The sequence below is a fragment of the Rhizobium sp. RSm-3 genome, from assembly GCF_001854685.1.
In the GTDB taxonomy this organism is placed as follows: domain Bacteria; phylum Pseudomonadota; class Alphaproteobacteria; order Rhizobiales; family Rhizobiaceae; genus Rhizobium; species Rhizobium ecuadorense.
Genome location: NZ_MAWZ01000046.1, coordinates 81667 through 103193, shown reverse-complemented (window position 1 = coordinate 103193; position 21527 = coordinate 81667). Strand labels below are relative to the sequence as shown.

The 21527-nt window shown below is 62.2% G+C and carries 19 protein-coding genes and 1 other RNA gene; 9 read left to right on the top strand and 11 right to left on the bottom strand.

Going from position 1 to position 21527, the window contains the following annotated elements; genetic code table 11:
* Positions 1–22 precede the first annotated feature (22 nt).
* The gene (locus BBJ66_RS35085) at positions 23–187 is read left to right on the top strand and encodes a hypothetical protein (protein WP_190238034.1); all 165 of its coding nucleotides are present in this window, start codon (positions 23–25) and stop codon (positions 185–187) included.
* A 22-nt stretch (positions 188–209) separates the two neighbouring features.
* Here BBJ66_RS35085 and BBJ66_RS25820 read toward each other — a convergent pair whose 3' ends face one another.
* The 8 genes from BBJ66_RS25820 to tkt all read right to left on the bottom strand — a co-directional run bounded on the left by BBJ66_RS25820 (position 210) and on the right by tkt (position 9923).
* The gene (locus BBJ66_RS25820; protein WP_071090813.1) at positions 210–1133 is read right to left on the bottom strand and encodes a PhzF family phenazine biosynthesis protein; all 924 of its coding nucleotides are present in this window, start codon (positions 1131–1133) and stop codon (positions 210–212) included.
* A 144-nt stretch (positions 1134–1277) separates the two neighbouring features.
* Complete coding sequence (locus BBJ66_RS25815) at positions 1278–2303, bottom strand: class I fructose-bisphosphate aldolase (protein WP_071090810.1); 1026 nt, start codon at positions 2301–2303, stop codon at positions 1278–1280.
* 310 nt (positions 2304–2613) lie between these two features.
* A complete protein-coding gene (locus BBJ66_RS25810) occupies positions 2614–3816 on the bottom strand; it encodes a phosphoglycerate kinase (protein WP_049734634.1) in 1203 nt (400 codons plus the stop codon).
* 69 nt (positions 3817–3885) lie between these two features.
* Entirely contained in the window at positions 3886–5760 is a 1875-nt protein-coding gene (locus BBJ66_RS25805) for a potassium/proton antiporter (RefSeq protein ID WP_071090808.1), read from the bottom strand.
* 299 nt (positions 5761–6059) lie between these two features.
* Positions 6060–6239, bottom strand: coding sequence for a hypothetical protein (locus BBJ66_RS25800; protein WP_049734632.1), 180 nt, complete (start codon positions 6237–6239; stop codon positions 6060–6062).
* Positions 6240–6402: 163 nt separating this feature from the next.
* A complete protein-coding gene (locus tag BBJ66_RS25795; protein WP_049734631.1) occupies positions 6403–6717 on the bottom strand; it encodes a hypothetical protein in 315 nt (104 codons plus the stop codon).
* A gap of 140 nt (positions 6718–6857) precedes the next feature.
* Positions 6858–7868, bottom strand: a complete 1011-nt coding sequence (gene gap, locus BBJ66_RS25790; RefSeq protein ID WP_071091205.1) for a type I glyceraldehyde-3-phosphate dehydrogenase — start codon at positions 7866–7868, stop codon at positions 6858–6860.
* Positions 7869–7949: 81 nt separating this feature from the next.
* Positions 7950–9923 carry a transketolase gene (tkt, locus tag BBJ66_RS25785; RefSeq protein ID WP_071090805.1) on the bottom strand — a complete coding sequence of 658 codons (1974 nt, stop codon included), beginning with the start codon at positions 9921–9923 and terminating at the stop codon, positions 7950–7952.
* Between the two features lie 334 nt (positions 9924–10257).
* Between tkt and BBJ66_RS25780 the strand changes: the two genes are divergently transcribed.
* The 3 genes from BBJ66_RS25780 to ssrS all read left to right on the top strand — a co-directional run bounded on the left by BBJ66_RS25780 (position 10258) and on the right by ssrS (position 11266).
* Positions 10258–10533 (top strand): DUF4164 domain-containing protein, encoded by a 276-nt coding sequence (locus tag BBJ66_RS25780; RefSeq protein WP_049734629.1) that lies wholly within the window; start codon positions 10258–10260, stop codon positions 10531–10533.
* A 126-nt stretch (positions 10534–10659) separates the two neighbouring features.
* Positions 10660–11037 (top strand): cell division protein ZapA, encoded by a 378-nt coding sequence (locus BBJ66_RS25775; protein WP_049734628.1) that lies wholly within the window; start codon positions 10660–10662, stop codon positions 11035–11037.
* Between the two features lie 70 nt (positions 11038–11107).
* A non-coding RNA gene (gene ssrS, locus BBJ66_RS25770) (6S RNA) lies at positions 11108–11266 on the top strand.
* A 53-nt stretch (positions 11267–11319) separates the two neighbouring features.
* Here ssrS and BBJ66_RS25765 read toward each other — a convergent pair.
* Together BBJ66_RS25765 and BBJ66_RS25760 are read right to left on the bottom strand one after the other, a co-directional pair.
* Complete coding sequence (locus tag BBJ66_RS25765) at positions 11320–12303, bottom strand: NAD-dependent epimerase/dehydratase family protein (RefSeq protein WP_071090803.1); 984 nt, start codon at positions 12301–12303, stop codon at positions 11320–11322.
* 101 nt (positions 12304–12404) lie between these two features.
* Positions 12405–12737, bottom strand: coding sequence for an ArsR/SmtB family transcription factor (locus tag BBJ66_RS25760; protein ID WP_071090801.1), 333 nt, complete (start codon positions 12735–12737; stop codon positions 12405–12407).
* Between the two features lie 70 nt (positions 12738–12807).
* Here BBJ66_RS25760 and BBJ66_RS25755 point away from each other — a divergent pair, with 70 nt between their 5' ends.
* From BBJ66_RS25755 to BBJ66_RS25735, 5 genes are all read left to right on the top strand, one after another.
* Positions 12808–13290, top strand: a complete 483-nt coding sequence (locus BBJ66_RS25755) for an SRPBCC domain-containing protein (RefSeq protein ID WP_049734625.1) — start codon at positions 12808–12810, stop codon at positions 13288–13290.
* 136 nt (positions 13291–13426) lie between these two features.
* A complete protein-coding gene (gnd, locus tag BBJ66_RS25750) occupies positions 13427–14458 on the top strand; it encodes a phosphogluconate dehydrogenase (NAD(+)-dependent, decarboxylating) (RefSeq protein ID WP_071090798.1) in 1032 nt (343 codons plus the stop codon).
* A gap of 169 nt (positions 14459–14627) precedes the next feature.
* Positions 14628–16742: a mechanosensitive ion channel family protein gene (locus BBJ66_RS25745; RefSeq protein ID WP_071090795.1), complete on the top strand. Its 2115-nt coding sequence runs from the start codon at positions 14628–14630 to the stop codon at positions 16740–16742.
* 229 nt (positions 16743–16971) lie between these two features.
* On the top strand, positions 16972–19575 hold the full coding sequence (gene mprF, locus BBJ66_RS25740) for a bifunctional lysylphosphatidylglycerol flippase/synthetase MprF (RefSeq protein ID WP_049734622.1): 2604 nt from the start codon (positions 16972–16974) through the stop codon (positions 19573–19575).
* Positions 19572–20954 (top strand): virulence factor family protein, encoded by a 1383-nt coding sequence (locus tag BBJ66_RS25735; RefSeq protein ID WP_071090793.1) that lies wholly within the window; start codon positions 19572–19574, stop codon positions 20952–20954. The genes mprF and BBJ66_RS25735 overlap by 4 nt, the downstream gene beginning before the upstream one ends.
* Here the strand turns inward: BBJ66_RS25735 and BBJ66_RS25730 are convergent.
* Complete coding sequence (locus tag BBJ66_RS25730; protein WP_071090790.1) at positions 20951–21514, bottom strand: DinB family protein; 564 nt, start codon at positions 21512–21514, stop codon at positions 20951–20953. The two genes, BBJ66_RS25735 and BBJ66_RS25730, sit on opposite strands and share 4 nt — an antisense overlap.
* Positions 21515–21527: the final 13 nt, after the last annotated feature.

The following is a 21527-nucleotide window of genomic DNA, read 5'->3' as shown; positions in this document are numbered from 1 at the left end:
CGAAAAATGGAAAAAATAAAGCATGACAAAGCTGATAGCCTTGCTGCTCATCCTTGCCATGGCGATACAGCTGATCAAGCCGCTCGGGCTCCCCGGCCTTAGGCGGCGGACGGATTTCTGGAAGGTCGCGCTGATCGCTTTCGGGATCTGGGCACTGGACCTGCTCTTGCGCGATTTCCTGATGTAGGCCTGTCGTCGGCCTGCGATCGTCAGTCCTGCAGGATGATTTCCCCGCGCATGACGGAAACGCAGCCACCCGAGATGACGACATCTATAACGATGCCATTGGACTTCGTGACATCAAGGGCAATGATACTGCGCCGACCCATTTCGACGCCCTGTTCAACGGTGATGCGGACGTTCATATCCGCATCAGGCGTAAGCGAGACAAGATAGGCGCCGAGGGCGGCTGAGGCGCTGCCGGTTGCCGGGTCCTCGGGCACGTTGTCGAGCGGTGCGAACATGCGGGCGCGAATATGCCAGGGGTTTTCAGATGTTCTGGCATAGACGAAGAGGGAGAAATCATGGCCGCTCGTCGTCTGGCGGCCGGCAGCCGCCTGGAAACCGGCAAGGTTGGGGCGAGCGGCGGCCAGCGCTTCAAGCCCGCTCACTTCGGCCACGGCGAAATTCAGGCCGACTGAGGCAAAGACCGGCGCGTGGGTGGTTTTGACGATGGCGCCGGGCTCGAGCGAGACGCAGCGGGCGATGGTTCCTTCGGCAATGACATCGCCGATCGCCAGCGGCTGCGGTGCGCGGATGGCGGTGGCCGCGACCCTTCCGCCGCTGCGTTTCAGGTCGACTTCGACGATGCCGGCCTTTTCCTCGAAGCGCAATTTTTCGCCGAGCGGCTTGCCGAAGATCTCCGCCTGCTGGCCGAGCACAAAGGCGGTGCCGACATTCGGATGGCCGGCGAAGGGAATTTCCATCGTCGGGGTGAAGATGCGCACGCGGGCGGAATTTTCCGGATTTTCCGGCGGAAGGACGAAGGTGACTTCGGAATAGTTGAACTCGGTGGCGATCTTCTGCATCGCCGCATCGCTCAGGCCCCGCGCATCGGAGATGACGGCAAGCGGATTGCCCTCAAAACGGGTGGAGGTGAAGACATCGACGGTGACGTAGGAGAGGGTGTCCATGGCGGCTCCTGTTGCGGCTGAGGCTATGGATAAGCACGATTTTCCGGCGAGGCGAGCCGGTTTCTTGTCGCCGTGACAATGCAAGAAGGGGCGGCAACGATGTGTTGCCGCCCCTTTTTCATCCGAGTTAAGGCTGCTGAAAAATCAGGCCGCCTTTTCCAGGTCCTTCTTCCAGCTGCCCTTGGCGGCGAGGCTGTTCATCTCGGCGCGGTGGGTGAATTCGCGCTGGCCGGCGGCGACGTTCTCAGGCTTGCCGTTCCAGGCCTTGAGCGCGCTGTCCTGCAGGGCGCGGCCGTAGGAGAAGGTGACGAGCCAGGGTAGGTCGGCGCTGGAATTGATGGCGGACAGGTGCGCGGTTGCTTCTTCCGTGGTCTGGCCGCCGGAGAGGAAGGCGATGCCGGGAACGGCTGACGGAACAGTCGCCTTCAGCACCTTGACCGTGCGCTCGGCGACTTCGGCGACCGAGGCCTTGCGGGCGTTCTTGCCGTCGATGACCATGTTCGGCTTCAGGATCATGCCTTCGAGGCTGACGCGGGCATCGGCCAGTTCTTCAAACACGATGCGCAGCGTGGCTTCGGTGACTTCGGCGCAGCGGTCGATGTTGTGGTCGCCCGGCTTGCCGTCCATCAGGCATTCCGGTTCGACGATCGGCACGATCTTGGCCTCCTGGCAGAGGGCGGCATAACGGGCGAGCGCCTGAGCGTTGGCGCGGACCGAGCCGCGGGTCGGCAGCGACGAGGAGATGGCGATGACGCCGCGCCATTTGGCAAAGCGGGCGCCGGCTTCATGATATTTGGCAAGGCGTTCGCCGAGGCCGTCGAGGCCTTCGGTGATGGTTTCGCCAGGAAATTTGGCCATCGGCTTGGCGCCGGTGTCGACCTTGATGCCGGGAATGGAACCGGCAGCGCGGATGATGTCGACGAAAGGTGTGCCGTCTGCGGCCTTCTGGTAGAGCGTCTCTTCGAACAGGATGACGCCGGAGATATATTTCTTCATCGCCTCGTCGGAGCGGAAGAGCATCTCGCGGTAATCGCGGCGGCTCGTTTCGGTCGATTCGAGATTGATCGTGTCGAAACGCTTCTTGATGGTGGAGGTCGATTCATCGGCAGCAAGCAGTCCCCGGCCGCCCGCAACCATCTGCACTGCAATGTCTTCCAGTCGTTCGCTCATTCGATCTCTCCACAGCGTTAAACATCGGCGGTTTAAGAATATAGGACGGCGATAACAGAAGTTTATAGAGAGGAAAATGGAAGCCTAAGTCACTGAAACGATTGAAATCAATTCAATCGTTTGAAAAAATGGGATTTCTTTCAGCCCGTGAGCAAAAGACCGCGGAAGGCCCTTCGCCGCCGCGGTCTATCCACATGTAAAACCTGTCAAATCAGGCTGAGGGCGTTGCGCGCCCTGTTCGGCGCGCAAAGGACGCGACAGCATTTCGAACAGAGGCATCGGCCCAAATATCGGGCCGATGCGCAGGCAGTTACCGGCCGGCGTTGAGGACGGCGACGCCGGGAAGCTCCTTGCCTTCCATCCATTCCAGGAAAGCGCCGCCGGCTGTGGAGACATAGGTGAAATCGTCGGCAACGCCGGCATGGTTCAGCGCCGAGACGGTGTCGCCGCCGCCGGCAACCGAGGTGAGTTTGCCGGCGGCGGTGCGGCCAGCGGCGTATTTCGCGGCAGCGACGGTCGCGGCATCGAAGGGCTCGATCTCGAAGGCGCCAAGTGGGCCGTTCCAGACGAGAGTGGAAGCGCGCTCGATCCAGGCGTTGATGGCCTGGACGGATTTCGGGCCGACGTCGAGCACCATGGCATCGGCCGGAATGGCCTCGATATCGACCGTCTCGTTGGCGGCACCCGCCTTGAACTCGCGGGCAATCACGCCGTCTTCCGGCAGAATGATGGCGCAGCCTGATGTCGCGGCCTCGATCATGATCTGCTTGGCGGTTTCGGCAAGGTCATGCTCGCAGAGCGACTTGCCGACATTGGTGCCGCGGGCGGCGATGAAGGTATTGGCCATGCCGCCGCCGATGACCAGTGCATCGACCTTCTTCACGAGGTTCATCAGGAGGTCAATCTTGGTCGAGACCTTGGCGCCGCCGACGATTGCGACGACCGGGCGGGCGGGATCACCGAGGCCCTTTTCCAGCGCCTCCAACTCGGCCTGCATGGTGCGGCCGGCATGGGCCGGCAGGTGGTGGGCGAGGCCTTCGGTCGAGGCATGGGCGCGGTGGGCGGCGGAGAAGGCGTCGTTGACATAGATGTCGCCGTTGGCGGCGAGCGCCTTGGTGAAGTCGGGATCGTTCTTTTCCTCGCCCTTGTGGAAGCGGGTGTTTTCCAGAAGCAGGATATCGCCGTCATTCATCGCGGCGACGGCGGAGGCGGCAGCCTCGCCGATGCAGTCGGAGGCGGTCGACACGGCATGATCGAGCACTTCCTCGACCGAAGGGGCGATCAGCGACAGCGACAGATCCGGCGAAGGGCCGTCCTTCGGCCGGCCGAAATGAGCCAGCAGGATCACCTTGGCGCCCTTCTCGGACAGTTCGAGGATCGTCGGCGCCACACGCTCGATACGCGTCGTATCGGTGACCTTGCCGTCCTTGACCGGGACGTTGAGATCGACGCGGACGAGAACGCGCTTGCCGCGGATGTCAGTGAGATCGTCGAGAGTCTTGAAGGAAGGCATGGGGAGATCCAGTCTTGGTTGGCGGAAATTGCGCCGACCATAGCAAGGATCATTCGAGACGCAAGGCGTTCAGCGACCGTTTTCGTGTGTGCCTTCGTCGCGTCCGGCCGCTGTTTTCGGAGCGGCTTCGGAGGCTGCGGCTTCTCGCTTCCGGCGCCCCTTCAGCCGGTCGCGGATCCGCGCGATAATGTCCTTGAGATTGATAAAGATCGGCAGGGTGATCGCCGGTTCGACGGCTTCGAGCGACATGCCGACGGAGGTGACGTGGTCGTGCTCATCGAGATCGCGGACGATCAGGATGATCGAACCGAGACGGACGCGGTCGGCATAATCGGCCTTGCCGCCGAGGCGCTGCCGCATCAGTTCGGCGATGGTCAGGCCCTTTTCGGATTCGTTGAGCAGGCCGGGGCCATAGGCGGCGTCGAGGTCGGCTGCGGGGCGGGCAGGGGAAAGCGCGAAGGCGCCGAAGAATTCGGCATCGTCCTCATCCACCGGCGCACGGCTGGCGAAGAGCCGGTCGAGCAGGCGGGAGTAGCTCGGCACGATGAAGAGATAGACGAGATCGTGCTCCCGCAGCCGCCCGGCATATTGATAGCGCATCGACTTGCCGTCGCGGATGACGAGCGAAGGGGTTGCCCAGCGCGGAATGCGCTCGCCGCGCAGCACCGGGCTGTCCTTGATGACGCGGTAGGACAGCAGCTCGTGATTGGCGGCACCCGGCAGATCGACCTCGACCTTGTCGACCGCGCCGATGCGCGGCGGAATAATCAGGCCGAGCTTCTTGGCGACGGGTTTGATCGTCCAACCCTGGACGAGCAGCGAGACCAGCACGATGATGAAGGCCGTGTTGAAATAGATCTGGCCGTTTTCCAGGCCGCCGAGGATCGGCATGATGGCGAGCAGAATGGAGACGGCGCCGCGCAGGCCGACCCAGGCGACGAAGCCGATCTCCTGCTGCGTGTAATCGAAGGGGAGCAGCGACAGCCAGATCGCTAAGGGTCGGGCGATGAAGATCAGGAAGAGGGCAAGCAGAATGGCCGGCACGATGATCACCGGGAATTGCGACGGCGTGGCGAGCAGGCCGAGCACCAGGAACATGATGATCTGCGCCAGCCAGGTCATGCCGTCCTGGAAGCGTTTGATGGTGCCGATCGCCTGCATCTTGCGGTTTCCGGCGTAGATGCCGGCGACATAGACGGCGAGGAAGCCGCTGCCGCCGACCGCGCCGGTGAAGGAGAAGACGAGCAGGGCGAGCGCCAGCACGAAGATCGGCGTCAAGCCGCGGTCGGTGTCGAGCTTGCTGACGATCAGCACGATCATCATGCCGCCGAGCAGGCCGAGAATGACGCCGAGGCCCATCTGCTGCACGAACATGGCGAGCATGCCGATATTGATGCCGGCGTAACGTTCGCCGCTCGCCAGCACCTCGACGAGGGCGATGGTCAGGAAGATCGCCATCGGGTCGTTGGTGCCGGATTCGACCTCCAGCGTCGAGCGCACCTTGTCGCGGATATTGATGCCGCCGATGCGCAGCAGGAAGAAGACGGCGGCGGCATCGGTCGAGGCGACGATCGAGCCGAGCAGCAGGCCTTCCAGCCAGGTGAAGTTCAAGAGCCACATGGCGGCGAAGGCAAAGAGCGAGGCGGTAATCAGCACGCCGACCGAGGCGAGTGCCAGAGAGGGCACGGCCGCCAGCCGGAAGGCGTGCATCGGCGTGCCGAAGCCGGAATCAAACAGGATGACGGCCAGCGCGATGGAGCCGAGAATATAGGCGAGGTAATTATTACTGAACTCGATGCCGAGGCCGTCGACGCCGGCGGCAAGGCCGATCATCAGGAAAAGCAGCAGTAGCGGGGCGCCGAACCGGAAGGCGAGCAGGCTTGAAAAAGCGGCAAGAAGCACGAGCGCCGTCGACACCAGCACCACGATATAGAACGCTTCCATGCCCACCCCTTTCCATCGACTGCTTGACGAGGATAGCCACGTCAGGCCGACTCGTCGTAATCCAACCCCTCCTCACGCGTGGCGGCCCATCAGTAAACGGCAAAACGTCAGAGAAGGGTAGGCCTTGCGGGCTTAACCTCGTCGCGATGCTGCATCATGCTGCTGAACGGCTGCCGGACGGCCAACCGACACGGAATGCTACGGGAGAAAATCTCTATAAAGAATGTATAGGAAAATCAGGCGAGAGCAGGGCAAAAGAGACGCGCACAGATTTTTCCTGCCGGTCCGCCGCCGCTCTGCTATCCCAACACTGCCTGAACTATGATGATGGCGAGAAATGCAAGGCCGATGAACGCGGCAACCCAGATAACCAGACGATTAGCCTTTGCCAGAACGGCAGGTCGGACGTCCCGCTTGGGATGAAACCGCTGCCGCCGCTTGAGGGTGGTGTGGGACAAGCGTTTCTGCGCCCCTGCCATTTATCGCCTCCGCTTGGATCATTTCAGCCATTGTGCAGCGCTATGCATCTCTCAATCTATCACGTTTGGCCAGCGGATTGCCAACCGTGATTCTATCCTTGCGGTCACACCGCCCCGTCGCTTCGAAACGGCTTTCAAAGCCGGAAACGATGCTGATCGACTGTCAGTCTTCGGTGTCTTCGCTCTCGTCGGTCAGATCCTCGACCGGAACCAGGAAAACGACGAACTCGTCGTCGATGGTTCGTTGCGGATCATCGTCGAATTCATAGGCGTGCTCGACTTCGCTGGCTTCCTCTGCGGTCGCCTTGCGCAGGCTGAGCGCGGCCTTGCGGTCCCACAGCGGCTTGCCCTCGGACTCCAGGATCGTCAGGTCATCGCGAAAATCTTCCGCCTCGAAGAAATGCGTCGCTTCCTCGTGGTTTTTCGAGCGAAAGCTGGCAATGGCGCGGCCGGCGATCTCAACGGTAAAGTAATCCATCGATCTCTCTCTATCTCCCCGGCCGGCGATGCCGTTCAGGGCTTGGTGCGCCACCAGATTTTACAATCGATCCGGCGCAGTGACTATAACAAAACGGCCCGGTTTCCCGGGCCGCTTGCGAATATTCAATCGTCAGGCTCTCAGATGAGCTTGGCGAAAGCGACTGCCGTGTCGGACATGCGGCTGGAGAAGCCCCATTCGTTGTCGTACCAGGACAGGACACGCACGAAGTTGCCTTCCATGACCTTGGTCTGATCGGTCGCGAAGATCGAGGAGTGGCTGTCGTGGTTGAAGTCGCGGGAGACCAGCGGCTCGTCGGTGTAGCCGAGGATGCCCTTCAGCTTGCCGTTTGCGGCAGCCTGGATGGCTTCGTTGATTTCGCCGACGGTGGTCGCCTTCTTGGCGACGAATTTGAAGTCGACGACGGACACGTTCGGGGTCGGAACGCGGATCGAGGTGCCGTCGAGCTTGCCCTTCAGATGCGGCAGAACGAGGCCGACGGCCTTGGCAGCGCCCGTCGATGTTGGGATCATCGAAAGGGCGGCGGCGCGGGCGCGATACAGGTCCTTGTGCATCGTGTCGAGCGTCGGCTGGTCGCCGGTGTAGGAGTGGATGGTCGTCATGAAGCCGTGGTCGATGCCGACGGCGTCGTCGAGGACCTTCACGACCGGCACCAGGCAGTTGGTGGTGCAGGAGGCGTTGGAGATGACCAAGTGCTCCTTGGTGAGCTGGTCATGGTTGACGCCGAAGACGACGGTCAGGTCGGCGCCATCCGCAGGCGCCGAAACGATGACGCGCTTGGCGCCGGCCGTCAGGTGAGCGGCGGCCTTGTCGCGGGCGGTGAAGATGCCGGTGCATTCCATCGCGATGTCGACGCCGAGTTCGCGGTGCGGCAGCGTCGCCGGATCCTTGATCGCGGTGACCTTGATCGGCTTGCCGTTGCCGACGATGATCGTGTCACCCTCGACCTTCACCGTTGCCGGGAATCGGCCGTGGATCGAGTCGTAGCGCAGCAGGTGGGCGTTGGTTTCGACGGGGCCGAGGTCGTTGATGGCGACGACTTCGATGTCGGTGCGGCCGGATTCGACGATGGCACGCAGGACGTTGCGGCCGATGCGGCCGAAACCGTTAATGGCAACCTTGACTGTCATGTTCATTCACTCCCGATAGAGTAGGGCCCGAAAGATGGGGCCTGGAATTGAGGAGATGGAGAGCGCCTCAAGGCGCCCTCATTAAAGCTTTGCTTCCGCGGCCGCAACGACGGCGTCGGCGGTGATGCCGAAATGCTTGTAAACGTCCTTCACCGGGCCGGAAGCGCCGAAGCCCTTCATGCCGACGAAAGTGCCTTCCGGTCCGATAAAGGCATCCCAGCCTTCGCGGACGGCGGCTTCGACGGCGATCTTGACCGGCGAGTTGCCGAGGATTTCCTTGCGATAGGCGTCCGGCTGCTCGAAGAACAGTTCCGTGCAGGGAACCGACACGACGCGCACCGTGACACCCTTGGCTTCAAGGGCCGCGCGGGCGGCAACGGCGATTTCGACTTCCGAGCCGGAGGCGAAGATCGTCACCTTGGCGTCGGCATTGCCGGCCAGCGTATAAGCACCCTGCTCGCAGAGATTCTTTTCGCTGTATTCGGTGCGGACCGGGCTGAGGTTCTGACGCGTCAGGGCAAGGCCTGAAGGACGGTTGTGCGTCTTGACGGCGATCTGCCAGCATTCCGCCGTTTCCGTGGCGTCGGCCGGACGGAAGACCATCAGGTTCGGGATGGCGCGCAGGCCGGCGAGCTGTTCGACGGGCTGGTGCGTCGGGCCGTCTTCGCCGACGCCGATCGAGTCATGCGTCAGGACGTGAATGACGCGGATGCCCATCAGCGCAGCGAGGCGGATCGGCGGGCGGCAGTAATCCGAGAAGATCAGGAAGCCGCCGCTGTAGGGAATAAGGCCGCCATGCAGCGCGATGCCGTTCATGGCCGAGGCCATGCCGTGCTCGCGAATGCCCCAATGCATGTACCGGCCGGCGAAATCCGTCGGCGTGATCGAGTGCATCTGGCTGGTCTTGGTGTTGTTCGACGGCGTCAGGTCGGCGGAGCCGCCGAGCGTTTCCGGCAGGAAGCCGTTGATGACCTCGAGCGCGTCCTCAGAAGCCTTGCGGGTGGCAACGGTCGGCTTGGTCTCGGCGAGCTTCTTCTTATAGGTGCTGATTGCGGCATCGAAGCCTTCCGGCAGTTCGCCTGCCATGCGGCGGGTGAATTCGGCCCTGGCCGGAGCCTTGGCCACACCCTGTTCCCAGGCGTTGACGAGATCGGCGGAGCGGGCGCCGGCTGCACGCCAGCTGTCCAGGACGTCCGAGGGGATGACGAAGGCTTCGGATTCCCAGTGCAGCGCCTTGCGGGTGGCGGCGATTTCCTCGGCGCCGAGCGGGTTGCCGTGGACCTTATGGGTGCCCTGCTTGTTCGGGGCGCCGAAGCCGATGATCGTCTTGCATGCGATGAAGGTCGGCCGGTCGGACTTGTGGGCAGCTTCGATCGCGGCGGCGATGGCAGCCTGATCGTGACCGTCGATCTCGATCGTATTCCAGTGAACGGCCTTGAACCGGGCGATCTGATCGGTGGAATCCGACAGAGACACGGCGCCGTCGATGGTAATCGAGTTGTTGTCCCAGAACAGAACGAGCTTGTTGAGCTTCAGGTGGCCGGCAAGCGCGATGGCTTCGTGACTGATGCCCTCCATCAGGCAGCCGTCGCCGCAGATCGCATAGGTATAGTGATCCTGAAGATCGGAACCGAACTCCTCACGCAGCTTGCGTTCGGCAATCGCCATGCCGACTGAATTGGCAATGCCCTGGCCGAGCGGGCCGGTCGTCGTTTCGATGCCGGTGGCATGACCATATTCCGGATGGCCGGCTGTCTTCGAGCCGAGCTGGCGGAACTGCTTCAGATCCTCGATCGTCATGTCGGGATAGCCGGTCAGATACAGCAGCGAATAGAGCAGCATCGAGCCGTGACCGGCTGAAAGCACGAAGCGATCGCGGTTCGGCCAATGCGGCTTCTTCGGATCGAACTTCAGATATTTGGTGAACAGGACCGTTGCCACATCGGCCATGCCCATCGGCATGCCCGGGTGGCCGGAGTTCGCCTTTTCGACGGCGTCCATGGCGAGGAAACGGATCGCATTCGCCATCCGGTCGTGTTGTTCGGGAGAGGTCATGGCTTTTCCGCAAGTTCCGGGTGTCGGGGGATGGCCTCGAGCCTCCAAGACCATCGAGTGAAAGCGGCAGACACATAGCAGTTGGCGCTGGCAAGTCAATAAATGGGGCGCCAAATCCCGGGCAGGCCGCCGCGATTTTTGACATTTGATCGCGCGATTGTACAAAAGACGAATCTTGTGCGGCGAGGATGTCTGAAACGCTCATCCACAGGATAGGCCGGTGGGCAAGTGACAGGATTTATTGACGGGCCGTCGGCGAGCTGCATATCCTTTTGAAATCGCAGGATCGGCGCGGCGTGCCGATTCGCGGATCCTGCGCGGGAATCGGGAAGGCATGATGCCCACAGGCAAAACCATGGAAGCAGCGCTCAACGAATTGAGACAGGCGATTTCAGGCCTCGAAAACGCCGTCGACATGCGTGTCGAGCGGGAGCGCGATCAGGGCGAGATCGAGGGCGAGGTGCGGCGTGTGCACGCCGACCGCTCCCGGCTGGCGCAGGAGCTCGATCAGGCCGAATTCCGTGCCAACCGGCTGGAGGAAGTCAACCGCGAGGTATCGCGGCGGCTGGTAACGGCCATGGAAACGATCCGCGCGGTTCTGGACCGCTAGAACAGGATGATTTTAGGCCAAGTTGGCCCAATATCTGAATCCTGTTCTAATTTGAAAGTTGAGCATGATGTCATGAGAAAACCGCTCACACTTTTCGGCACTATGTTCTCTTAGAAAGATTTTGGCATGGCGCAGGTAACGGTAACGATCGACGGCAAGGCCTACCGCATGGCCTGCGAGGAAGGGCAGGAGGATCACCTGACCGACCTCGCCACGCGTTTCGACCGCTATGTCGGCCATCTCAAGGGGCAGTTCGGGGAAATCGGCGATCTCAGGATCACTGTTATGGCCGGGATCATGATCATGGACGAGATCGCCGAGCTGACGCGCCGCGTCGCCGGGCTGGAATCCGAACTCGAGTCCTTGCGCGGCAACCGCGACACGGTGCTTGCAGCCACCGCCCGCACCGAGGAAAATCTCGCGGCGGCGCTCAGTGAGGTTTCAAGCCGCATCCGCGGCATTACCGACAAGCTGAACGGCCGGCCCGCCCCCGACCTCAATTGATCTTCAATTAAATAAGAACGACCTGCCGCCGCCACTGGCGCGTCAGCGTAAACGACCTTATATATCGCGATGCGGTCTGCGCCTCTCGACAGGAACCACAATCCCTGGGGCCATACTCGATCCAAAGGGAGCTGTCCCTGGCCAGGCCCGTGGGCCTGGGCACACGGCGCCCACCTACGTTTGTAGGCACCCAGGATCGTAAACATCCATCGGTGGTCGTGGATCGCACCTTCCCTTCCAGCTTTAGCGAAGATGCCGGCCCGACCGGGCGAACGCGGCCACCTAATCGGCCGGATAGGGGCCTTCGTCAAAGACCTTGTCGTGGTAGCCTTTCGAACCGACTTCCCGCGCCAGCGGGCTGCGCCATTCCCTGTTGTCGCCGAGGCAATCGAGCACGAAACGGAAATCATATCGCGGCTGCCAGCCGAGTTCCTGCCTTGCGCGGTCGTTGACATAGACGCGGTCGAGTGTCGGAAACATCTTCCAGCCGCGTGATGCATAGAGGGCGCCCGCGTCCGGGAACAGTCGTTCGACGATTTGAGACGCGTCGCGCCTGATCGCGGCAAGATCGTCTAATGAAAACGGCGTCGTGGCCGAGATGATATAGCGGCCGAAGCCGATTGCCGGCGCCTTCTCGAGCGCCAGCATATGGGCGCCGACCACATCGGCGATGTCGACGCGGCGGTGAAGAAGCTCGTTGGCCTGTGCATTCTCCGCCGAATAGCTGCCGCGAATGTCAGGATCGTCGTCGCTCTCGGGAAAGAAACGCGATGTCCTAAGAATGATGACCGGCAGGCCGGAGTTGCGGGCGAAGAGTTCGCACAGGCCCTCGGCGGCGAGTTTCGTCACGCCGTAGATGTTTTTGGCGACCGGGAGCACATCCTCGGTCACCCAGGCCGCCGGTTCGCCGGCCGCCGGCGTCAATGCCGCGCCGAAGGTGCTGGTGGTGCTGGTGAAGACGAAGCTGGCAACGCCCGCGGCGACCGCCTCTTCGAGCATGTTCAGCGTGCCGCCGGCATTGGTGTCGAGGAAATCGCGATTGCCGTGAGTTGCCACATGCGGCTTGTGCAGTGTGGCGGCATGCACGACATGCCGGATGCCCGACATCGCCCGCCTGAGGAAAGCGCGATCGGCAATCGAGCCGGCCATGTCGGTGAAGGCCGAGGGTTTGATATCGATGCCGCGCGCCGGCAGGCTTTGCGCTCGCAGGCTGCGCATCAGCGCCTCGCCGAGATGGCCGGCGCTTCCCGTCACCAGTATCGTCATCGCACGCCTCCTGGGTGTTTCTGACGAGGCTATGAGGGCCGGGATTGCCAGGCAACGCATGAATTATGCATGGGGGTGCAGGAAAACTGTAGGCCCGATCATTATTCCGGCTGGCCTTCGAGATCGCTTTTCAACCGGTCGAGAATCGATAGAGCGTGCCCGGCATAGGCGCTGATCCAGCGGTCGTGGATGTGCTTGATCGGCAGGCTGTTCAGGTGGTTCCAGCGTTCGCGGCCCTCTTTCCTGGCGATGACCAGGTCGGCTTCCTCCAGCACCTTCAGATGCTGCATCACCGTGCAGCGGTCCATCTGCGGAAACATCTCGCAAAGCGTTCCCGTGGTGCGGGGGGCGTCCTTGAGCAGGTCGAGGATTTCGCGGCGGCGGTGATGCGCCAGCGCCTTGAAAACGGGGTCGTCGGTCGATTCGCTTGACATGTTATGTTTTTATAACATAATGGCGCCGAGTACAATGGAAACAGGCACAATGGAGAAGAGGAGAAGCACCATGTCTCTCGGAATCCGCGTTTCCGGCCGGATCGGCCGTCCCGTCGCCGAGGTGTTCGACGCCGTCGTCAACCCGAAGAAGCTCAGCAGCTATTTCACCACGATCGGCGGGGCGAGTGCGCCGCTCGTCAAGGGTACGACGGTGACCTGGTGGAAGGACGCCCAAGTGGAGGTGGTCGAACTCGTGCCGGAAAGCCGCATCGTGCTCAGCTGGGATGGCGGCACCGGCGACGACAAGACGAGCTATAAGACGTCGGTCGAGATGAACTTCAAGCCGCTGGAGGATGGCGGCACCTTGGTGACCATCGCCGAGAGCGGCTGGCGCGAGGACGATGCCGGCCGGCGCGGCACCTATCTCAACTGCGAAGGCTGGACGCAGATGCTCTGCTGCATGAAGGCTTTCGTCGAATACGGCATCAATCTGCGCGAGGGCATGTTCCTCAGCGAAATGAAAGGAGAGCCGGCCAGTGCGCCGGATGCCTGAGCGGTAAATCGGTCTAAGGCGAGCGGCGGCGTAATCGTCGCATTCGCCATCGGGGCCGAGACTTCGCTTGCCTGTCACACTGCGGGTGCTAATTTCCGGATTCGATACTTCATCTCGATTTCCAGGAGATTTCATTATGCAGCTTGGCATGATTGGTTTGGGCCGCATGGGCAATTACATGGTCCAGCGGTTGATGCGGGGCGGTCACGAATGCGTCGTCTACGACGCCAGGCCGGAAAGCGTTGCCGAACTCGCAGGCCTCGGTGCGACCGGCAGTGCTTCGCTCGAAGAGTTCGTCTCGAAGCTCACGCATCCGCGGGCGATCTGGCTGATGCTGCCGGCGGCGATCGTCGACAAGGTGCTGGCGAGCCTTTTGCCGCTGCTTGAGAATGGCGATATCGTCATCGACGGCGGCAACTCCTATTACCACGACGACATCCGCCGCGGCGCCGAACTCATCACCAAGGGCATCCATTATGTCGATGTCGGCACCAGCGGCGGCGTCTTCGGCCTGGAGCGCGGTTATTGCCTGATGATCGGCGGCGAAAGGGGCATCGTCCAGCATCTTTCGCCGATTTTCGCGACGCTGGCGCCCGGCGCCGGCACGACGGAGGCCTCGCCGAACCGAACGGCCGAAGCGGCTGCGGTTAGCACCGCCGAACAGGGCTATCTGCATTGCGGCCCGCATGGCGCCGGCCATTTCGTCAAGATGGTGCATAACGGCATCGAGTACGGCCTGATGGCCGCCTATGCCGAAGGCATCAACATCCTGAAACACGCCAATATCGGCGCTGCCTCGCATGAGGCCGACGCGGAAACCGCGCCGCTCGCCCACCCCGAACATTTCCAATACGACTTCAATCTGCAGGACGTCGCCGAAGTCTGGCGCCGCGGCAGCGTCATCACCTCCTGGCTGCTCGATCTCACCGCCGATGCGCTGCATGCCGATCCGGCGTTGGCGAAATATGCCGGCCGCGTCTCCGACAGCGGCGAGGGCCGCTGGACGATCATGGCGGCAATCGACGAAAGCGTGCCGACGCCGGTGCTGAGTGCGGCGCTCTACGGCCGCTTCTCCTCGCGCGATAACGACGAATTCGCCAACAAGGTGCTGTCGGCAATGCGTGCAGGTTTTGGCGGCCACGTGGAAAAGCCGGCTCCGAAATCCTGAAGGCCAGGGGCTTTCGGCGCCGTCCGGACAAGGAGGCGCCTTCCCTTCCTCGCCATCGGTATGATGTTCCTACCGCTTGCTGGCGGCAGCCGTCGCGAGTATCCATTGCCGAACGGGAAATGTCGGGGCTGCTTCGTCCAAGTGGCCGACACTCCATTGGAGAGCAGTGATGGAGCGTGACGGGGCAGGGGTTTTGAAGGTCGCCATTTCAGGAATACTGACACTCGTCGTGCTTCTTGGGTTAATTTCGCCGAGTTTTGCCCAGACGTCGCCGGCGCAGGCGCCGGCCGCGGCAGGTCCGCCGGCAGAAGTGCGTGAGATGATGGAGCTCATGCAGAAACCCGAAGTCAAGCAGTGGATGTCGGCTCAGATGGCGGCGGCACCTGCTGGCGCTTCTGCGGCTGCGGATCAGATGTCGGTGCTGTCGGGCCTGCTGCAGCACGCCCGCCGGCACGTCTCGATGGTCTCCGATGCGGCGATGACGCTGCCCTTCCAGATCGGCAATGCGTCCTCGCTGTTCTTCGGTGAAATCGCCGCGAACGGGTGGCCGCGCATGGTGGCGCAGTTCCTGGCCATCTTCCTGCTCGGCGCGATTGTCGAGAGCATTGCCCGTTATGCTTTCCGCCGCCGCCGTCGCCGGCTGGCCGAGATGGCCGGCATGCATCTGGCGCCGCGCGTCATCCCGGCGCTGATCTTCGCGGCGGCAACGGTGCTTGCGCTTCTCAGCCTCGCCTGGCCACCGCTCAGCCAGAGCATCGCGATCGTCTGCGTCGTCGCGCTCATCGTCCAGCGTTTCACGATCTGCCTCGGCGGTGTGCTGGTCGATCTCATCGGGCTGGCGCGGACGCAAGAAGAACTGCAGGGCATTACCACTCCCATCATGCCGGGGCGCGCCGTTGCGCACTTCTGGTACCGCCGCTGTGCGACCTTCGTCATCTATTTCATGCTCGGCTGGGCGGCGATCCAGTCGATGGAGCCGCTTGGCTATTCCCCGAGTGCGCGGCTCCTCGTCGGCTACATCCTGGGTATCGGCCTGCTGCTGATTGCGATCGAAGCGGTCTGGTCGCGGCCGCACAAGGACGAGAGGCGCGGTCACGGGACCTCCTGGGCGCTCACCGTTTATTTCCTGTTGCTCTGGAGCCTTTGGGTCGCAGGCTTCAACTGGCTGCTCTGGCTCGGCATCTATGTGCTGCTGCTGCCGCGCGTGCTTGCCGTCTCGACGATTGCGGTGAAATCGCTGCAGCAGACCGAAGCGAGCTTCCTGGCCACGCGCCGCATTGCCGCCGTGCTGCTCGACCGCGGCGTGCGGGCGCTCATCATTGCCGTTGCCGCCATCTGGCTCGGGCGCATGCTCGGGGTCGGCGCCGATACGATGGCGGCCGGCGACACCATGGTCGACAAGATCGCGCGCGGCGTCATCGGCGGGATCGTCATCCTGCTTGCTGCCGATCTGCTCTGGCATGTCATCAAGGCCTATATCGACGGCAAGCTGCTCGATTCATCGGTGGATGGCGGGGCAACGGATGAGGAGAAGGCCAAACGCGCACGGATACAGACGCTGTTGCCGATCTTCCGCAATATCCTTGCCGTCGTCATCGCGGTCATTGCCGTTTTGATGGTGCTCTCCGGCCTCGGCATCGAGATCGGGCCACTGATCGCCGGCGCCGGTGTCGTTGGCGTGGCGGTCGGTTTTGGTGCGCAGACGATCGTCAAGGACGTGATCAGCGGCATGTTCTATTTGTGGGACGATGCCTTCCGCATCGGCGAATATATCGAAAGCGGCAGCCACAAAGGCGTGGTCGAGGCTTTCAGCCTGCGCTCGGTGAAGCTCAGGCATCATCGCGGGCCGTTGACGACGGTGCCGTTCGGCGAACTCGGCGCGGTGAAGAACCTCAACCGCGACTGGACGATCGACAAGATCAGCCTCAACGTCAAATACGACACCGATCTCGTCAAGGCAAAGAAGGTGATCAAGCAGATCGGCCAGACCCTGCTCGAAAATCCGGAATTCGGCCCTCATATCATCGAGACGCTGAAGATGAAGGGTGTCGAGCAGTTCGGGGAATTTGCGATCGAAATCCGACTTTCGATGATGACGAAGCCCGGCGAGCAATTCGTCATCCGCCGCAATGCGCTGGCGATGATCCGCAATGCCTTCAAGGAAAACGGCATCGAATTCGCCGTGCCGACGGTGCAGGTGGCAGGTGATCGCGACGCGGAAGTGGATGCTGCCGTTGCGCGCTACGCCGCCCATGCGCGGGCGAATGGCGAGCCGGCGGCATGAACCCCGCTTAGCAAATCCCCTCCATCACGTGACAAGTCCCTTTATAAGCTTACGAAAATGCAATGCGGCGTTATGTCCGCCTGCGCAAATTCGCCCCAATTGAGGGTGATGGAGGCCCAGGCGGCGGGGCTGGGTAGCGGCGGCATGGCTTCATGGAGCTTATATGCCTCTCGTGTTACGTCTTTCAAAAATGATTCCCGCCGAGCTGGCAATTGCAGCAGGATAAGAGATGTCGGGTCACGACAATTTGAAAGAGATGGAAGACGCGGACGGATTTTCTTTTCGCGGTTTATTCAGACGTTACAGGACACCGCTGACGGCAGCGGCGACGCTCGTGGTCTTCTGCCTCGTCGGCTATGCGATCATGCAGCTCACCAACGAGGTGCGCTATGACGACGTCGTCGATGCGCTGGCGGCGACCAGGCCGAGCGCCATCCTGCTTGCGCTGTTCTTCACCGCACTCAGTTTCCTCTCGCTGGTCTTCTACGATCTCAATGCCATCGACTATATTGGCAAGAAGCTGCCCTTCCCGCATGTGGCGCTGACGGCGTTCAGCGCCTATGCCGTCGGCAATACCGCCGGCTTCGGGGCGCTTTCGGGCGGCGCGATCCGCTACCGCGCCTATACGCGTCTCGGGCTATCGCCTGAAGATATCGGCCGCATCATCGCCTTCGTCACGCTCTCCTTCGGTCTCGGGCTGGCGGGTGTCGGGGCGATCGCCCTCATCATCATCGCCGATGAGATCGGCCCGCTGATCGGCGTCAGCGCCTTCCTGCTGCGGTTGATCGCCGGTTCGATCGTCGCCCTTCTGGGCGCAGTGATGATCATCGGCCGTGACGGGCGCGTGCTCGATCTCGGCCCAGTCGCAATCCGCCTGCCGGATTCGCGCACCTGGTCGCGGCAGTTCCTCGTCACCGCCTTCGATATCGCCGCCTCGGCGTCCGTGCTTTATGTGCTGCTGCCGCAGACGGCCATCGGCTGGCCGGTCTTCCTCGCCGTCTATGCGATCGCCGTCGGTCTTGGCGTGCTCAGCCATGTTCCGGCCGGGCTGGGCGTGTTCGAGACCGTGATCATCGCCTCGCTCGGCAGCGCGGTGAATATCGATGCCGTGCTCGGATCGTTGGTGCTCTACCGGCTGATCTATCATGTGCTGCCGCTGTTGATCGCCGTGCTCGCGGTCTCGGCGACGGAGCTGCGTCGTTTTGTCGATCATCCGGCCGCCTCCAGTGTCCGGCGCATCGGCGGAAGGCTGATGCCGCAGTTGCTGTCGGCCTTAGCGCTGCTGCTCGGCGTCATGCTGATCTTTTCGAGCGTCACGCCGACGCCGGACCAGAACCTCGAATTCCTCTCGAACTATCTGCCGCTGCCGATGGTGGAAGGGGCGCATTTCCTGTCCAGTCTATTGGGGCTCGCGCTCGTCGTCGCGGCGCGCGGCCTCGGCCAGCGGCTCGACGGCGCCTGGTGGGTGGCGGTATTCTCGGCTCTTGCCGCGCTGACCTTGTCGCTCCTGAAAGCGATCGCGCTCGTCGAAGCCGCCTTTCTTGCCTTCCTCATCTTCGGGCTCTTCGTCAGCCGGCGGCTCTTTACCCGCCATGCCTCGCTGCTCAATCAGGCGCTGACGGCGTCCTGGCTGATGGCGATTGCGGTCATCGTCGTCGGTGCCGTCGTTATCCTGCTCTTCGTCTATCGCGATGTCGAATACAGCAACCAGCTCTGGTGGCAGTTCGAATTCACTGCCGAAGCGCCGCGGGGCTTACGCGCCGTGCTCGGCATCACCATCATCTCGTCTGCGATCGCCGTCTTCAGCCTGCTTCGGCCGGCGGCCTTTCGGCCGGAACCGGCGACGGAAGAGGCGCTGGTGCGGGCCGTCGAGATCGTTGGCAGGCAGGGCAATGCCGACGCCAATCTGGTGCGCATGGGCGACAAGAGCATCATGTTCTCGGAAAAGGGTGACGCCTTCATCATGTACGGCCGGCAGGGCCGGTCCTGGATCGCGCTGTTCGACCCGGTCGGCGAACATCGCGCCGTGCAGGAGCTCGTCTGGCGTTTCGTCGAAGCGGCACGCGCTGCCGGCTGCCGGGCCGTGTTCTATCAGATCTCGCCGTCGCTGCTTTCCCATTGCGCCGATGCCGGCCTTCGCGCCTTCAAGCTCGGCGAACTGGCAGTGACCGATCTTCGAACCTTCGAGATGAAGGGCGGCAAATGGGCGAACCTTCGCCAGACCGCAAGCCGCGCCCAGCGCGACGGGCTGGAATTTGCCGTCGTCGAACCCGAGGCCGTGCCCTCGGTCATCGATGACCTCTCTGCCGTTTCCACGGCCTGGCTCGAGCATCACAACGCCAAGGAAAAGGGCTTTTCGCTCGGCGCCTTCGATCCCGGCTACGTCTCCTCCCAGCCCGTCGGCATCTTGAAAAAGGACGGCAGGATCGTCGCTTTCGCCAATATTCTCGTCACCGAATCCCGGCAGGAAGGTACTATCGATCTCATGCGCTTCTCGCCGGATGCGCCGAAGGGCTCGATGGATTTTCTCTTCGTGCAGATCATGGAATATCTGCGCGGCCAGGGTTTCACCCACTTCAATCTCGGCATGGCGCCTCTCTCCGGCATGTCGAAACGCGAGGCGGCGCCCGTCTGGGACCGTATCGGCAGCACCGTCTTCGAACATGGCGAGCGCTTCTACAACTTCAAAGGCCTTCGGGCATTCAAATCAAAGTTTCATCCGCACTGGCAACCGCGCTATCTTGCGGTCTCCGGAGGGGGCAATCCGATGATCGCGTTGATGGACGCGACATTTTTGATCGGGGGCGGATTGAAAGGGGTAGTGAGAAAATGATCAGGACAATCCTTCTTGCCACGGCATGCGCCTGCATGCTCGCGGCCGCACCGGCTCATGCCGCCGAGGAGACCACGCAGAGCTTCGAAACCGGCCTTATCCCATCGCCGCACATCTTCCTGCCGGAAGGAGAGGTGAAGGGCACGGTGATGCTGATCTCGGATGCTGCCGGCTGGGGTGACTATGAGAAGGGGGAGGCCGACAGGCTGGTCGCTGAAGGCGCCGTTGTCATCGGCGTTGACTTTCCCTCCTATATCCAGGCCCTCAGCCGATACGACGTCAGCCTCAACGACGGCTGCGTCTACATGGTTTCGGATATCGAATCGCTGAGCCAGCAGGTGCAGCGCGCGACCGGCAACAACGCCTATCACCTGCCGATCGTCGCCGGCATCGGCGAGGGCGGGGCCCTGGCACTGGCGATTGCGGCGCAAACGCCGGATGCGACGATCGGCCAGACCCTTGCCGTCGATCCGAAGGCCGGCATTCCGCTGACCAAGGAACTTTGCACGCCGGCTTCCAAGCAGGTGGTCAGCCAACGCACTATTTACGGCCTCAGCGACGGCGTCCTGCCGGATCCGATCGTCACCGTCTTCACGCCCAATGCCGACAAAGATGGCAGGGCGCATGCCGAAGCGCTGCAGAAGAAACATACCACGATCGAAATCCGCGATTCCACCGACGATGCGCAGACGGTGTTTGCCGATACGCTCGACGATCTCGTCACCGCCTCCGGCGCCTTCGGCAATCCGCTCGGCCTGCCGCTGGCGATCCTCGAGGCGACGCCCGCCCTCGATACGATGGCGGTGATCTATTCCGGCGACGGCGGCTGGCGCGACATCGACAAGGAGGTCGGCGGCACGCTGCAGAAGGAAGGCATTCCGGTCGTCGGCGTCGATTCACTTCATTATTTCTGGTCGGAGCGCAAGCCGGAGGAGACCGCCGCCGATCTTTCGAAGATCATCGATTTCTACCGCAAGCAGTGGAAGGTGAAACACGTGCTGCTCGTCGGTTATTCCTTCGGCGCCGACGTCGTGCCCGCCACCTACCAGCTCCTCAAACCGGCCGAAAAGTCGGCGGTGGCGCAATTATCGCTGCTGTCGCTCTCGCACCAGGTCGATTACGTCATCTCCGTTCTCGGCTGGCTCGGCCAGAAGACGGAGGGGGCTGGAGGCGATCCCGTCGCAGATCTGAAGGATATCGATCCGAAGCTCGTGCAATGCATCTACGGCAAGGACGACGATGATGATGTCGCCTGTCCGGCGGTGAAGGATAGCGGCGCTGAGGTCATCGAGCTGCCGGGCGACCATCACTTCGACGAGAATTACGATCTTCTCACCAAGACGATCATCGACGGGCTGAAAAAACGGCTGCAAAATTAACGCATCAGGCTTTCTTCGCTCCAATCAAGCCCGGCGAGTTCGCGTCCGCGAAACCGCGCGTCGTCGGCGACGATGAATTCGTCGAGCTGCGGCGGAGCGACGCTGGTGCCGGAGAGCATCGCATGCGCCTGGCCGCGATGATGGGTCTGGTGCTGGAAGAGGTGGGCGAGCACGTCGTCCATCCGCTCCTCCTGGATGCGGTCTCCGCGATGGAGGCGCACCGCCGATACCAGCCTTTCCGGCGTCAGGGCCTCGCAAAGCGCGACCAGGCGCTGATCCACCTTCGCCTGCGCTTGCGCCAGCGATGTAATGTCGTCGAAGGGTTCGTCGATCTCGAAGGCCTGGTAGCCGAGCGTGCCGCCTTCCAGTCCGTCGACATAGAACCAGTCGACCGTGATGATGTGGTTCAAGGTTTCCTTGATCGAGGGGAAAAAGCTCGTGCGCCGCGCTTCGAATTCGCCGGGCTTCAATGCTGCGCACGCCTGAAGCAGGCGGTGGTTGGCGAGAGCGTTGTTATAGGCGAGCTTGCGGAATGATCGGGTGGGATCGAAGGTCGGCATCGGCGCATCTCCT